At 47.8% G+C, this 15486-nt stretch carries 11 protein-coding genes; all 11 read left to right on the forward strand.

What is annotated here, in order from left to right; all coding sequences use genetic code 11:
- Positions 1-79 precede the first annotated feature (79 nt).
- The 11 genes from DC345_RS30430 (at position 80) to DC345_RS30480 (ending at position 15472) form a co-directional block, all read left to right on the forward strand.
- Positions 80-2866, forward strand: a complete 2787-nt coding sequence (locus DC345_RS30430) for a glycoside hydrolase family 3 C-terminal domain-containing protein (RefSeq protein WP_113056327.1) — start codon at positions 80-82, stop codon at positions 2864-2866.
- A 101-nt stretch (positions 2867-2967) separates the two neighbouring features.
- Positions 2968-3156: a hypothetical protein gene (locus DC345_RS30435; protein WP_024629467.1), complete on the forward strand. Its 189-nt coding sequence runs from the start codon at positions 2968-2970 to the stop codon at positions 3154-3156.
- Positions 3157-3342: 186 nt separating this feature from the next.
- Positions 3343-3513 (forward strand): hypothetical protein, encoded by a 171-nt coding sequence (locus DC345_RS31925; RefSeq protein WP_181586788.1) that lies wholly within the window; start codon positions 3343-3345, stop codon positions 3511-3513.
- Between the two features lie 170 nt (positions 3514-3683).
- Positions 3684-5072, forward strand: coding sequence for an alpha-L-fucosidase (locus tag DC345_RS30440; protein ID WP_113056365.1), 1389 nt, complete (start codon positions 3684-3686; stop codon positions 5070-5072).
- Positions 5073-5214: 142 nt separating this feature from the next.
- A complete protein-coding gene (locus DC345_RS30445; protein ID WP_113056328.1) occupies positions 5215-6081 on the forward strand; it encodes a sugar phosphate isomerase/epimerase family protein in 867 nt (288 codons plus the stop codon).
- 337 nt (positions 6082-6418) lie between these two features.
- On the forward strand, positions 6419-7477 hold the full coding sequence (locus DC345_RS30455; RefSeq protein WP_113056330.1) for a Gfo/Idh/MocA family protein: 1059 nt from the start codon (positions 6419-6421) through the stop codon (positions 7475-7477).
- A 181-nt stretch (positions 7478-7658) separates the two neighbouring features.
- Positions 7659-9071, forward strand: coding sequence for an alpha-L-fucosidase (locus DC345_RS30460; RefSeq protein WP_113056331.1), 1413 nt, complete (start codon positions 7659-7661; stop codon positions 9069-9071).
- Positions 9072-9383: 312 nt separating this feature from the next.
- Positions 9384-10364: an ABC transporter permease gene (locus DC345_RS30465; protein ID WP_024629462.1), complete on the forward strand. Its 981-nt coding sequence runs from the start codon at positions 9384-9386 to the stop codon at positions 10362-10364.
- A gap of 15 nt (positions 10365-10379) precedes the next feature.
- A complete protein-coding gene (locus DC345_RS30470; protein ID WP_231952803.1) occupies positions 10380-11288 on the forward strand; it encodes a carbohydrate ABC transporter permease in 909 nt (302 codons plus the stop codon).
- A gap of 128 nt (positions 11289-11416) precedes the next feature.
- On the forward strand, positions 11417-13054 hold the full coding sequence (locus DC345_RS30475; RefSeq protein ID WP_113056332.1) for a type 2 periplasmic-binding domain-containing protein: 1638 nt from the start codon (positions 11417-11419) through the stop codon (positions 13052-13054).
- Between the two features lie 195 nt (positions 13055-13249).
- Positions 13250-15472, forward strand: a complete 2223-nt coding sequence (locus DC345_RS30480) for a helix-turn-helix domain-containing protein (RefSeq protein ID WP_181586789.1) — start codon at positions 13250-13252, stop codon at positions 15470-15472.
- The last annotated feature ends 14 nt before the right edge of the window (positions 15473-15486 follow it).

The raw sequence follows: 15486 nt of genomic DNA on the forward strand, positions 1-15486 counted from the left end.
AGATACAAGTGAATCTACCAGATTAACGAATATACATAGTGATTCGTGGAGATGGAGATGACAAACTGGAGGGAAATCATTGAGCACACATCAAATCGGAGTTCCATTGGAAGGGTTTGCAGAGTTTAGCCGCACGGTTGCCGCTGAAGGCGCAGTGCTTTTGAAGAACGAAGGACAGGTGCTTCCGATTCAAAAAGACGAAAACGTTTCAGTGTTTGGACGGATTCAAGTCAACTATTATCGCAGTGGTACGGGCTCAGGCGGCAGCGTTCATGTAGCGTATACAACCAATTTGCTGGATGGTTTGCGTAGCAAAAAAGGACTTACAGTTAATGAAGAATTGGCAGCTGTCTATGAAAAATGGATTGAAGAAAACCCGTTTGATGACGGTGGAAAAGTATGGGCAGCAGAGCCTTGGAATCAGAAAGAAATGCCTTTAACGGACGAAGTGGTATCCCAAGCCAGAAGTAAATCCAGCAAAGCAATCGTGGTGATTGGACGAACAGCAGGCGAAGATCAGGATAACGTGGATGCACCAGGCAGCTACCGGTTGACGGAAGATGAGAAAGCGATGCTGAAGCAGGTCACAAATCATTTTGAACAAACGATCGTGGTGTTGAATGTATCGAACATCATGGACATGAGCTGGTTGAATGATGAAAGTTACGTTCATCCGATCCAAAGTGTCATTTACTCGTGGCATGGCGGTATGGAGGGTGGTAATGCGATCGCCGATGTACTGGCCGGAGATGTTACCCCAAGTGGTAAATTGACCGATACGATTGCGTATTCCATTGAAGATTATCCTTCCACAAGCAATTACGGAAATGAGTTTAAGAACCTTTATCAAGAAGATATCTACGTAGGCTATCGTTATTTCGAAACGTTTCGACCTGAAACAGTACAATTTGAATTCGGATACGGCTTGTCCTATACCACATTCACAACCAAGGCTGAAGACGCAAAATTGATCTCCCAAAACGGAGAAAACAGCATTAAGGTGAATGTAACCGTAACCAATACGGGCACAACCTATGCCGGTAAAGAAGTAGTGCAGATCTATTATGAAGCCCCACAAGGTCAATTGGGGAAACCTGCAAAAGCTCTGGTGGCATTCGGCAAAACGAATCTGCTTCAGCCAGGTGAATCTCAGCGCCTGACTGTGAGCTTCCCTGTCGATTCCATGGCTTCCTATGATGATGCTGGCGTAACAGGACATGCATCGGCGTATGTACTTGAGGCAGGAACATATCGTTTGTACGTAGGAACCAGTGTCAAAAATGTGGAGCATGTTAGCATTGATGGCCAAGATGGCTACGTTGTAGAAACGATTCAACTCGTGGAACAGCTCCAAGAGGCAATGGCACCGACTGAAAGCTTTACGAGAATGAAGCCGGGAGCGCGCAAATATGATGGATCTTACGAGCTGATCTTTGCAGATGTACCAACACGCCAAGTATCCATGGCTGAACGAATTGAACAAAGCTTGCCACAAACGCTGGAGCAAACCGGCAATCAGGGCTACAAGCTGAGAGATGTCAAGGATGGCAAGGTCAGTCTAGAAACATTTATCGCCCAATTGAGTGATCAGGATCTGGCAGCCATCGTAAGAGGCGAAGGTATGAGCAGCCCACTCGTTACATCGGGTACAGCTTCCGCATTTGGCGGCGTGAGTGACAGTCTGTTCAATTATGGAATCCCTGTTGCATGTACTGCTGATGGCCCATCCGGTATTCGTATGGATAGCGGGGAGAAGGCTACACAGGTTTCCATTGGAACTTTGCTGGCAGCAACATGGAATGCAGAACTCGTCGAAGAGCTGTATGTGATGGAAGGCCAGGAATTGCTGAGAAATCAGGTGGATGCACTGCTCGGGCCTGGATTGAACATTCGCCGGAGTCCGATGAACGGACGTAACTTTGAGTATTTCTCAGAAGATCCGCTGATTTCCGGTGTATTTGCTGCTGCTTGCACGAAAGGAATCATGAAGGGTGGCTCTAATGCTACGCTGAAACATTTCGCCTGCAACAATCAGGAGAAACATCGCAGTAAAGTGGATGCTGTTGTATCCGAACGTGCGTTGCGTGAGATCTATCTGAAAGGGTTCGAAATTGCCGTGAAAGAAGGCGATGCGAACTCGATCATGACCTCCTACAATCCGATTAATGGACATTGGGCGGCTTCGAACTACGATCTGAACACGACCATTCTTCGTGGAGAGTGGGGCTTCCAAGGTATCGTGATGACCGACTGGTGGGCTATTATGAACGATGGCGTTGAAGGTGGACCTGCAGATCGGAAAAACACGAATTGGATGGTTCGCGCTCAAAATGATCTGTACATGGTTGTACCTAACTATGGTGCAGAAATCAACGGCTGGGATGATAATACGATCGAATCTCTGGAAAATGGGACGTTGACACGCGGAGAGCTTCAGCGCTCAGCCATGAATATTTGTGATTTCATTATGAATGCACCTGTCTTCTCGAGAAAACATGAAATTGTAGAGAATGTCGCTACATTCCAAGCGAATGCTTCACTTTCCTCAGAGCAGGCACAAGTGCTGGCTGATAATGCACAGGTCAAACCTGTTGTGGGCGAACCTGTCTACATGAAAGTGGATGAAGCAGGTCAATACCGGATTATTGTACAGATCATGTCTCCTGAGCCGGAACTGGCTCAAAGTGCATGTAATGTCATTCTCAATGATCAATTGATGACGACCATTCAAACCAATGGTACTGAAGGTAAATGGATAAGACAGAAACTTGTTAAAGTGGATTTGGAAGCAGGTTTGTACGAATTGAAGCTGGACTTCACCAAACCGGGTCTTCAGATCGACTGGATCGAATTCAAACAAGTGTAACGCAGGATCGTCTGATCTGTTGTAACTGAACATGACGACTGTTATGATTGTGTTATGAGATCCGGAATTTCTGAACAATCTGGTCAGGAGTGTTGCGAAGGATGAGAAGGTATAATTTTTGGAGCCCCATTCTGCTGATTGCGGTTGCGCTGATTGTCAGAGGCCTAGTTACCAATCTGGGCGTTCTGTTCGGCATGTCGCATGATGCAGCAAGTAATATCGCAATTGTTGCCATGTTGATTGCTGCACTGATTATGTTTAACCGAATGACAAAGGCAAAGCGAAAATGAACTTATAATATTCGATATGGATCAAGAGAGAGGCACCCTTAGGGGTGTCTTTTTTGTGTATTGACGTTTCATTCATAACGTCTTAGACTGTTTATGAATAAAATAATAACATTTTTATAATAACGAAAATAACGATTGTGCTTACTCCAATGGCTAACCCATCAATATCCGAAAGGAGACCTGTTCATGAAGATTATGGCGGTATGGTTTGCAGATAAGCATGAAAAGGAAATTGATGTGGTGAGCGGGATGTGGGGGCGGCAGGAGGAGTCGTGGACTGTTCCGATGAGATTGGCAGAGTCTCCGTTGCATAGGGAACGAGCCGCGTTCAGGAAGCTGACTTTGAATGACAGATGAACATAATTAAGGACCGCTGGAGATGCTGTGCTCTGTCGGTCCTTTATGGCATTTGGCGAAAGGCGGATAGAGAACCGGCATGAGAGGAGAGGAATCCAGTAAATACAACCGATTGGGTGAAGGCAGCAGCACAGGTCGTGCCATCAGAACGTCACCTGAAATGGCAGGAGATGGAATTCTATGCATTTATTCATTTTACCATGAATACGTTTACAGATCAGGAGTGGGGAACGGGGGATGAAGATCCGAGTATCTTTAACCCTTCTCATCTGAGTGCCCGGCAATGGGTTCAGACGTGCAAATCTGCAGGCATGACCGGATTAATTCTCACATGCAAACATCATGATGGGTTTTGCTTGTGGCCAAGCAAGTACACGGATCATTCGGTAGCTGCCAGCCCTTGGCGAAATGGTGAGGGTGATCTGGTGAAAGAGGTTGCCGATGCCTGCCTTGAAGGTGGGTTGAAGTTCGGTATCTATCTGTCTCCTTGGGACCGTCACGAAGCATCCTACGGAGATTCAGAGCGATACAACGAATTTTTCGAAAATCAGTTGCGTGAGCTGTTAACCCAATATGGTGAACTTTTCTGCGTGTGGTTCGATGGAGCATGCGGAGAGGGGCCGAATGGGAAAAGGCAGGTCTACGATTGGGATTCCTATTATGCGCTGATCCGGGAGTTGCAGCCAGAGGCTGTAATCTCGGTATGTGGACCGGATGTTCGCTGGTGCGGCAATGAGGCAGGTCATACCCGGACTTCGGAATGGAGCGTCGTACCTGCCTATTTGCAGGATAATGAGAAGATCCAGGAGCAATCGCAGCAGGTGGATGATGGCGAGTTTGCCAGCAGAATTAATACACAGGATGCCGATTTGGGGAGTCGGGAGGTGATCCGGCAGCATGAGGACAAGCTCATCTGGTATCCTGCTGAAGTGAATACATCCATCCGTCCGGGCTGGTTCTATCATGCAAGCGAGGACGATCGAGTCAAGTCGCTGGAGGAACTGCTCGGCATCTATGATGGAGCGGTTGGCGGCAACGCCAATTTTCTATTAAACCTTCCACCAGATCGACGCGGGCTTATTCACGAACATGATGTTGAGCGGCTGCAGCAGCTCGGAGACTTTTTGCGCGGTACTTATCGGCAAAGTCTGGCTGTTGGGGCGAGCATTCAGGCATCGGACACTTTGGATGAAGAACATGCGGCTGTCCAGGTATTTCGTGAGGAACCGGATACGTTCTGGCGCCCATCTGAAGGAAGTGAACTGGCTTGGCTGGAGGTGGAGCTGCCGGAGGAAAAACTGTTCGACCGAGTCGTTCTCATGGAGCATATCAGTTCAGGTCAACGAATTGAACGCTTTACGCTGGAGGCTAAGAGGGAGCACGGTGATTGGCAGGAGTTGTATCACGGCACGGTTGTTGGACACAAACGAATCTGTAGATTTGATCCCATCACCGCCAAAACCATTCGTCTGACCATTCAAGAATCCAGATGGTATCCAACGTTGTCCTGGATGGGTGTATATCTGAGCAAACAAGAGATGCATGAAGCCGGCGATTGAGCCGTAACATTTGTAGATAAGCCGATTTTGATTTTATCCGATGGAAAATAGAGTAGCAAACGATTATTGGCAATTGTATGATCTTATGGAAAAAGGTATACGTAAGGTAGAGCCATACACCAGCAGGAGAGGATGAGAGGATATGAAAGTAGGACTCAGCACATACAGTCTGCAACAAGCACTGGATTCCAAAGAATTGACTGTACCCGACGCCATCCGTTACATCGCCGAGCAGGGCGGAGAACATGTGGAGATTGTTCCGATCGGGTACAGCCTGATTGACCAGCCGGAATTAATTGACCAGATTCGAGAGGCTGCACAAGACGTGGGAATTGATATTTCTAATTACGCAATAGGTGCCAATTTCGTTACAGGAGACGGCCCGGATGCATTTGAAAATGAGATCGCTGCTGTCATGAAGCATGTGGATGTCGCTGCCGCACTTGGCGTTACGAGAATGCGCCATGATGTTGCATTTCGTCCTGCACAGGAAGGCACTGTCGCCCAGTTTGAGGCGGACCTGCCTGTTCTGGTGAAGGCCTGTCAGCGAATTGCCGATTACGCAGCGGGTCACGGCATTACGACAAGTGTGGAGAATCACGGTTACTATGTGCAGTCCAGTGAACGAGTGCGGCGGCTGGTTCATGAGACGGCACGAGAAAACTTCAGGACAACGCTGGATATCGGCAATTTCCTGTGTGTGGATGAAGACCCGGTTAGCGCTGTGAAAAACAACATTCCTTATGCGTCCATGGTGCACGCCAAAGATTTCTATCGAAGACCTTCTTATCGTAATCCCGGAGAGGGCTGGTTCCAGACCGCACACGGCAATTATCTGCGTGGAGCGATTGTGGGCCACGGGGATATCGACATGCCGGAAGTATTCCGTGTGTTGAAGCAATCTGGTTATGACGGATATATCTCTGTGGAATTCGAGGGTATGGAAAATTGCAAAACAGCATCCCGAATCGCGATGGATAACGTCCGCCGTTTCTGGGAGGAAGCATAAGCAGCGACTGCACTACTATATAAGTGGAATAAGAATATAAGCTTTGCTGAATCTTGAAATTAGTTTTTATTAAGATCGAAAAGTAGTGGAGGGGACGAAATCGATTCTGAAGAAGCGAAGCGTGCGCCTAAAAGCTTTCGTCAGAAAGCTACATCGGAAGCATAAGCTTATCACCGAATTTCCTCCTTTTAAAAGAGTTGATAAGAAATTTGGGGATAAGAGCGATCGAAAGAACGATTCGTACCCGGAACGGCTACTTCGTAGAACGTTAAATTTTTTTAAAGATGAGTATCAACTGATATGACCATCATTCAACTTATTATGGAGGGGAAAATCCATGTCCAAACTTAAAATTGCCGTTATCGGTGCAGGATCAATTTCCGATTTTCATTTACAAGCGTATGACAGCAATCCCGAAGTTGAAATATACGCCATATGCGACCTGAATGAGGCGCGTGCCAAGGAAGCAGCAAAAAAATATAACGCTACTCATGTATTTACGGATTATAAAGAGCTCCTGGCACTGCCTGAAATTCATTCGGTCAGCATCTGTACCTGGAATGATACACATGCCGAGATCAGCATTGCCGCTTTGGATGCGGGAAAAAACGTGCTTTGCGAGAAGCCGCTCTGTCAGACGGTTGAAGATGCGTTAGAAGTGGAGAAAGCTGTTCACCGCAGTGGAAAGCTGCTTCAAGTTGGCTTTGTACGCCGTTATAGCGACAATGCACAGATCCTGAAGAAGTTCATTGATGAAGGCGAGCTGGGAGAGATCTATTATGCCAAGGCATCCTGTCTGCGGCGTTTGGGCAATCCGGGCGGATGGTTTGCAGATGTGGAACGTTCTGGCGGTGGCCCGTTGATCGATATTGGTGTACACATTATTGATATCTCCTGGTACCTGATGGGCAAACCGAAAGTGAAAACCGTCTCCGCGAATGTCTCCAATCGATTGGGTAACCGTGCGAATATCCGCAATCTGTCATTCTACCAGGCTGCGGATTATGATGCGAACAAAAACACCGTGGAGGATATGGCTAATGCGTTGATTCGTTTCGAGAACGGGGCAAGCCTGCTGGTGGATGTAAGCTTCACGCTGCACGCGAAGCAGGATGAAACTTCGGTCAGACTCTATGGCGATAAAGGTGGGGCTGAACTGGAACCAGAAATTTCACTGATTGGTGAGAAATTCGATACCATTTTGAACATGACGCCACAGGTGGATTTCAAATCCCTTGATTTCGCAGGTTCTTTCCGTAATGAAGTCAATCATTTTATCGACAGTACCCAAGGACGCAAAGAGACACTTAGTCCCGTTGAGGATGGCGTTGAAATCATGAAAATTCTCTGTGCTATCTACGAGTCGGCACGTGAAGGACGCGAGATTTCATTTTAAAAAGGTGTATTGCAATCTGAAGAAGCGAAGCGCTCGCCTTTATCCCCGGATTTCGACCAATTATAAAGTGAAATCAAAGAAATCCGGGGATAACAGCGATCGGAAGATGGTACTGCAATTGGAGTGACAGAGCTTAACTTGTGTAGTTTATCTTATATCCAATCCAAAGGAGATGAACGGGATGAGCGAAACCAAAGATACGGTGCTGGAACAGGAAGAACAGGTCGTCGAAGCCGGGGTGCACAACTTTAGCAAAGAAGAGGAATGGGTGAAGCCTGAAGATCCGTTGCTGAATGAACGTCTGGAGTGGTTCAAGGATCAGAAGCTGGGGTTGATGATGCATTGGGGTCCCTATTCCCAGCTCGGTCTTGTAGAATCCTGGGCGCTAAGTGACGAGGATGGCGATTGGTCACGCAATGATATCGACTGGACTGACGATATGGAGCATTTCAAGCAGGAATACTTTGATCTCAACAAAACCTTCAATCCGATTCGCTTTCAGCCTGAAGAGTGGGCACAGATGGCCGCGGATAACGGGTTCAAATATTTCCTTTTCACCACCAAACATCATGATGGTTTCTGCATGTGGGATACACATACCACCGATTATCGCATCACGGGCAAAGATACTCCTTTTCACACCCATAAGTATGCGGACATTTGCCGGGCGCTTTTTGACGCGTTTCGTGCCAAGGGGCTCGGCATCTCGGCTTACTTCTCCAAAGCGGACTGGCATACGCCATATTACTGGACACCTGGCATGGAGCGTGGAAGCCATATGTGGCGTGGACCATCCTATGATCCGAAAGCGTATCCGTGGCTGTGGGAGAAATTCGTGGAGTTTACGCATGAGCAAATTATGGAGCTGCTGACCAACTATGGACGAATCGAATGTCTGTGGCTGGATGCAGGCTGGGTACGTGAAGGCCGTCACGGTCAGGATATCCGATTGGGCGAAGTGGTGGAGCGGGCGCGTCAGACAACTCAGCCGTGGCTCCTCGCAGCAGATCGCACGGTAGGTGGACCGTATGAGAATATCGTAACTCCAGAACAGACCATCCCGGAGCATCCAATGAATATTCCTTGGGAGAGCTGTATCACGGTGGGCAATTCCTTTGCGTTTGGATATGACGATCAGTACAAGTCAGCAAGACAGTTGGCGCATATTCTGCTTGAGGTCGTATCCAAGGGTGGTAATTTGGCGCTGAATGTGGGACCACAACCAGACGGGCGTCTTCCAAAAGGGGCAGTCCGAAGTATTAAAGCCCTGGGAGAATGGATCGGTACTCACGGGGAGGGCATCTATGGCACGCGAATTTGCGGACCATACTTCACAGGAGAGTGGGCCTTTACACGTAAGGAAGATCTCAACGTATCGTATGCTTTCCGTTTGTACAGAAGCGAGAACGAGGCGGTACAATCACAGGTGGTCATTCCATATGTGGAAAAGGTGGAGCGAATTGAACTCGTCGGCACAGACGATGTGTTGTCATTCCAACGGACGGAAGATGGACTTGTTGTAGAGTTACCGCAAGCAGCAGTTACGGAAACAGCACCTATCACGCTAACGTTCAGATTGTTCACAAACCAATAAATCTACACTTCAAATCCCGGGGGACTTTACAGTCTTTCGGGATTTTTTGGGTTGGTGATTTTTGCGATATACCTGTGCTAAAGGACGATTTTTCCTTGTTCGGCAAGGGTTTTGGGAATAAGGAGAGGTGGGAGAAAATTGCAAATTGATAAAAGAACACGGCTCAAGGTACTATCGATTTAAGAAAGCGTTACCTGACATTATTCTTCACACGGATGACGCTAATGCAGAAAAGTGAGTCAAAAAAAAGGATGTTTAAGGGATGTAAATGTAATGTATTATTACACTTAAGGTGTAGAAGGAGTGACGCGAATGAGTCGAGCTACGGAAAGCATACCTGCACCGGTGGAGCTCCAGCAAGGAAGGAACTACGCAGAACCCAAGCGACAGCATCCATTTATCAGAAGCCTCAAGAAGCATTGGGAGCTCTATCTACTGGTGCTGCCTCCCGTATTGTATCTGTTGATCTTCAAGTACATTCCGATGGTTGGTGTACAGATTGCCTTCAAAGACTTTAGTGTCGTCAAAGGAATCTGGGGAAGCCCATGGGTTGGACTGAAACACTTTGAAGCCTTTTTTGAATCCCCGAACTTCTGGCTGCTGATCAAAAATACGATTGGTATCAGTTTCTACTCGTTACTCGCCGGATTTCCCATACCGATCCTGCTGGCGCTCGCGCTAAATGAGATCCGAACAGGTTACTTTAAAAAGACCGTCCAGATGGTCACCTATGCTCCGCATTTTATCTCTACAGTCGTCATGGTATCCATTATTATTCTGATGCTGTCACCGCATGTGGGTGTTGTAGACAAGCTATTTACCTTCCTGGGTTTCCCGATGACCAACTTTATGGGCATTCCCGAATACTTCAAATCCATCTATGTGTGGTCGGGTGTATGGCAGGGCATGGGTTATTCATCGATCATTTATATCGCGGCTCTCGCTGGCGTTGATCCATCTCTCTATGAGGCAGCGAAGATGGACGGCGCTTCAAGGCTTCGGAAAATTTGGCATATCGACCTGCCAACGCTCGTGCCTGTTACCGTCATCATGCTGATTCTGAGTTTGGGCAGCATTATGGGCGTGGGCTTTGAAAAAATATATCTAATGCAGAATCCGCTCAACACGAGTGCATCGGAGGTCATCTCCACGTATGTGTACAAGGTCGGTCTGATCGGGGCCAACTTCAGCTTCTCCTCGGCAGTAGGATTGTTCAACTCCGTTATCAACCTGATCCTGTTGGTTATCGTCAACGGCATTTCCCGCAAAGTATCCCAGAACAGCTTGTGGTAAAGGAGGAGCTCATCCATGTTCAACCTGATGAATCGTAACCGGATCAAGGACCCCCTCGGTGACCGAATCTTCATGACATTCAACTATATCTTTCTGTTCGCCATACTTCTAACGGTGTTTTACCCGCTCTTGTATATCATCAGTTCTTCGTTCAGCTCCTCGCGTGCCGTTACATCCGGTCAGGTGTGGCTGTTCCCGGTAGACTTTAACATCAAGGCCTACATCTCCATTTTCAAAAGCCAGCAACTTATGCTCGGTTTCTACAACACGATCATCTATACCGTTGTAGGCACGTTTATCAATGTGGCGCTTACGGTCATGCTGGCGTATCCGCTGTCGCGCAAGTCGTTTTACGGAAGAGGAGCCATCATTATTTTCATGATGATCACGATGTTCTTTGATGGCGGTCTGATTCCAACCTATCTCTTGATGAAAGACCTTCATTTATTGGATACACGCTGGGCGATGTGGCTGCCAGGGGCGCTCGCGGTGTTTCAGGTTATCGTAGCGAGAACCTTCTTCCAGTCTTCCATCCCGGAAGAGCTGGGGGAGGCGGCGGAAATGGACGGATGTCGAGACATTCGGTATTTGATCAGCGTGGTTCTTCCGTTATCGAAGCCGATTCTGGCGGTCATGACCCTGATGTATGCGGTGGGGCACTGGAATGCGTACTTTGATGCCCTAATCTATCTTCGTTCCGAGAAGCTGTTCCCACTCCAATATGTGCTGCGCAATCTGCTAATTCTAAACGCCGCAGACCCGGCAATGTTAGCCAATACGAGCCAGCAGCTAAGAGATCAGGGATTCGAGCAGGTGCTGAAATACGCACTGATCGTAGTCGCCAGCATTCCCATTCTCATCATGTACCCGTTTGTGCAGAAGCATTTTGTTAAAGGGGTTATGGTTGGCTCGCTCAAAGGATGATCTTTGTCATCTGCGTCCGTTACGCCACTTGAAAGGAGGTGGGGGAACACTCCAGCTTCCGGAATCGGGTTTAACACGAATACGTAATCAGATGGTTATGCCGTTTTCAACAAAAAGGAGGAGTCAGATTGAAAAAATCTTGGATTTCGATGTTGTTTCTGGTCTTTGCTTCGATGGCTTTGTTGTCCGCATGTGGTTCATCCGAGGATGCGGGTACAGGGAGCGACGGTAGCGGGGAGAGCGGTGGCCCGGTAACGATGACCTTCTTTGCCCCACAAGGTAAAGCGTCCATGGAAGAAAATGAGTTCACCAAATTTATCGAAGACAAGTTCGATGTTACCCTGAAATGGGATCTGGCCCCGACGGACGCTCTGCAAGACCGCAGACAGTTGCTGCTGGCGAGTGGGGACTATCCCGAAGTGTTCCTCCATGGCAAGTTCACGACCTCAGACCTTCAAACGTACGGAAAACAGGGCGTGTTCCTCCCGCTGCAGGATCTGATTAAGCAGTACGGTCCAAATCTCACCAAGATTATGGAGGAGAAACCGTACTTCAAAGAAGCGGTAACTGCGCCGGATGGCAACATCTACGCACTGCCGATCTTCAATGAATGTTACCACTGTACGTACGCTCAGAAATACTGGATTAATACTGAGTGGCTGGACAATCTGGGACTCAAAATGCCTACCACGACCGATGAACTCTACACGGTTCTGAAGGCGTTCAAGGAACAAGACCCGAATGGCAACGGCAAAGCCGATGAGATTCCACTCACGGGTGCACCCAACAAGTACGTGTGGAATGGCAACATCGATGCCTATTTGATGAACAGCTTTATCTATAATGACAATGATAAATATCTGATTGTGAATGATGGCAAGGTTGATTTTGCAGCGAATAAGGAAGAGTGGAAAAAAGGGCTGGAGTACATGCACAAGCTGTATGCAGAAGGTTTGATTGATCCGGCTTCCTTCACGCAGAACGATCAGGCAATCGGGCAGTTGGGTAACAAGGAAGGGGATGAGGTGGTCGGATCTATAACGACAGCGCTCGTCAGCTACCTAGTGAACACGTATGACAAAGATATCACCCGCCACCAGCACTGGGACATCGTGCCTCCACTGAAAGGGCCGGATGGCGTGCAGACGACAGGTGCTACGCAAAGCGTAGGTGAGTTCGAGTTCGCTATCACCAATAAAGCGACCGAAGCACAACAGATCGCCGCGATCAAAATTGTAGATTACATGTTCAGTGAAGAAGGTGCTCTGTATGCAGAGTACGGTCCAACAGAAGGAAAGGGCTGGAAGAAGGCGGATGCCGATGAGAAAAACATCAATGGTGAGCCTGCCAAATACAGCTACTATAACCTGCCTGAGCGTGACCCAAATGTTGTAGTCAACGAAAGTTGGTCACAGATCGGAGCACATGACTTGTCCAATACGTTTCGCAATCTGTTTGCAGAAGGTCAGAACCCACTGGAAGCAGAGGGTTACGGTACACGTCTGGCGCAAGCAACTAATGTATATGAACCTTATGCACCAAAAGAAGTCTATCCTGCCAACGTATTTATCCGTCCTGAAGATACAGAAACCGCTGCGCAGCTCACGACGGCCGTCAAGGATTACGTGATGACCAATATGGCTCAATTCATTATTGGCAGCAAGAGCATCGATAAGGAATGGGACGCTTACGTAAAAGGTTTTGATGGTCTGGGACTCAGCAATTACCTTGAGATTTACCAGCGTGCAATTGAGAAGAATCAATAAGGCTAATGGATTCATGAATGAGGCTGTCCCGATGCCAACACAGGAATCGGGACGGTCTTCTCCTTTTGACAACCCCACTTCATCCGATATAATTTACTGAATATTTATGGAAAATTAGCGACCAGATTGGCGCGGTTGTCATTCCAGCTTATGCAAAATACTCATGCGTATAAACAGTGGTGGGGGGCCTCGGAGATGAACAACAGTTGGTTTAGACGTTTGCTGCTATCGTATTTGCCTGTTTTTTTTATCGTGACCACAATCCTGTTTATCATTTTCTTTCAGGTATTCAATGAACAGAACCGGAGAGAAGCACTCAAGGCCAATGAATTCCTGGCGTCACAGGTAACGCAATATCTGGACAATTCACTGCGCTCCATCGACTTCAAGGTGCTGCGTGATATTTTGACCAATCCCAATCTGAAAAATTATTATTCGGTAACCGGAAGCGAGGATGTGTATGCCGGAATTCAGGCAGTCCAGGTTATTGATGAATTGAAAATAGAGTATCCGCTGATTAATTCCATATATCTGGTGAGATACAACGACGATACGGTATTCAGTAACGGCAAGGCGGTGCCGATTGAGGAATTCCCGGATGCAGCGTTTATTAATGATAGCCGTGCTGCAGCAACGCAAAAGTGGGTGGGAGCGAGATCCTTTAAGGCGTTCCCCACCGAGGAAGGAAAACAGGTCATTACGCTCATTCGCGGTGTCGGAAATGGCACGGGCCTTGTGGTTGTTAACGTCGATCTGCCAACCTTGCAGAAGTCCATCATGCAGATGTACGACCCTGAGTTCACCTTCGTGAATATCTTCAATCGCTCAGGAGGAAATCTGTGGGACGGAGGAATGCAGGGTGGAATTACAGCAGTTTCTTCCAAAACAGACTCAGGGGAAGTGTTCTCCGAATTCACATCCAGCTACAGTGGCTGGAAGGTACAGACGGGACTGAACAATGGCAAGATCGTCAAATTCGCCCTGAAATTTTATAATATCTGGTTTGTTTTTGCCGTTGCCGTTGTCCTGATTGGTGTGGTGTGGGTGATCTATGTGACACGGAGAAATTACAAGCCCATCCAGCAGATTGTCACGTTGATTGAGACGGTAGCTTCGCAGAAACAGCCAGGGGTAGGTTATACGAAAGATAACGAGTTCCGTTTTATCCAGACTACGCTTGAGCGAATGATTGATCAAACCAAGCAATATCAGGAGGAGCATGAAGAGAACCTGATTTTGCAGAAGAAATATTTCTTTCAGGAGCTGCTGGAGGGTACACGGGACTTTACTGGAAATGAACTTACAGCGGAGATGAGCAGGTTCAAGCTCCCGCAATTAGAGGATCGATGGGCTGTAATTGTGGTGGAGATTGATCAGTACTCCCAGTTCATGGAGGAGTACCACAATCAGGATCAATCTCTCCTGAAATTTGTGTTATCCAGCATTCTGCAGGAGAGTGCAAGGCACGAGGGCACCGAAGTGTGGGCTGAGTGGATATCGGATCAGCGTCTGTATGCAATACTCTGGATTCCCGAAATGGAGAAAGGTGAGGAGACCGAGCAGAGACTGCTCTCCGGTTATCTTGACAGGGTTGGGCAGTATTTGAACTTCACCGTAACTATCGGTATTGGGAGAGTGGCAGTGGATGTCCGTGGTCTGAGAGCTTCGCTGAAGGAGGCCGTACATGCCTTGGAGTACAAGGCCGTGCTCGGCATGAACCGGATTATTTCTTGCGGGGAGGTACCGAACTCAACGAATGATGTGTATGAATTCCTGAAGACGATCTCTTTGTTGGTGCAGGCGATGCGACTGTCCGACGATGTCTGGGAGAAGCATTTTGACCGCTTGTTTGAGCAGATCCGTGAATCCGTGCTTTCCCGCCAGGAGATTATGAATACGATCCAGTTGCTGTTCCAGCACTATAACCGGGAGTTCGCAGAACTTCCGCGAGAATATCAGGAGCGATGGGCTTCTATATTTACACCACTTCTTCCCAGGTTGGAGGGATGGGAGACGTTGGATGATTTGCGCGCGTTATGCTGGGAAGGCTTCCGTGATTTGGCGGAGCAGATCCAGACGCTGCAATGTTCCAGAAAACACAGATCTCATATTCTTGAAATTCGCAAGTATATTGAACAGAACTACAACAACCCCGAGCTGTCGCTGAATTATCTAAGTGATCTATTCGATATCAATCCGAAATATCTAAGCAAGCTGTTCAAGGACGAAATTGGTGAGAAGTTCGTGGATCTTCTGATTAGTCACCGCATTGAGAAGGCGAAGCAGCTCATGCTGGAAACTGATAAGGCCATTCAGGAGATCAGTGAGGAAGTTGGGTATACGAATTACAATTCCTTCAATCGGGCGTTCAAAAATGTGGTGGGTGTAGCGCCTAGCGACTACCGCAAAGCCATGTGAGGGTGTTTGAAGGA

The sequence above is a fragment of the Paenibacillus taichungensis genome (assembly GCF_003287275.1).
Taxonomy (GTDB): Bacteria; Bacillota; Bacilli; order Paenibacillales; family Paenibacillaceae; genus Paenibacillus; species Paenibacillus taichungensis_A.

Coding starts and splice junctions, on each gene's coding strand:
- DC345_RS30480 (WP_181586789.1), top strand. CDS start 13,250: ATGAACAACAGTTGGTTTAGACGTTTGCTGCTATCGTATTTGCCTGTT.
- DC345_RS31925 (WP_181586788.1), top strand. CDS start 3,343: ATGAAGATTATGGCGGTATGGTTTGCAGATAAGCATGAAAAGGAAATT.
- DC345_RS30445 (WP_113056328.1), top strand. CDS start 5,215: ATGAAAGTAGGACTCAGCACATACAGTCTGCAACAAGCACTGGATTCC.
- DC345_RS30440 (WP_113056365.1), top strand. CDS start 3,684: ATGGAATTCTATGCATTTATTCATTTTACCATGAATACGTTTACAGAT.
- DC345_RS30470 (WP_231952803.1), top strand. CDS start 10,380: ATGTTCAACCTGATGAATCGTAACCGGATCAAGGACCCCCTCGGTGAC.
- DC345_RS30455 (WP_113056330.1), top strand. CDS start 6,419: ATGTCCAAACTTAAAATTGCCGTTATCGGTGCAGGATCAATTTCCGAT.
- DC345_RS30435 (WP_024629467.1), top strand. CDS start 2,968: ATGAGAAGGTATAATTTTTGGAGCCCCATTCTGCTGATTGCGGTTGCG.
- DC345_RS30460 (WP_113056331.1), top strand. CDS start 7,659: ATGAGCGAAACCAAAGATACGGTGCTGGAACAGGAAGAACAGGTCGTC.
- DC345_RS30465 (WP_024629462.1), top strand. CDS start 9,384: ATGAGTCGAGCTACGGAAAGCATACCTGCACCGGTGGAGCTCCAGCAA.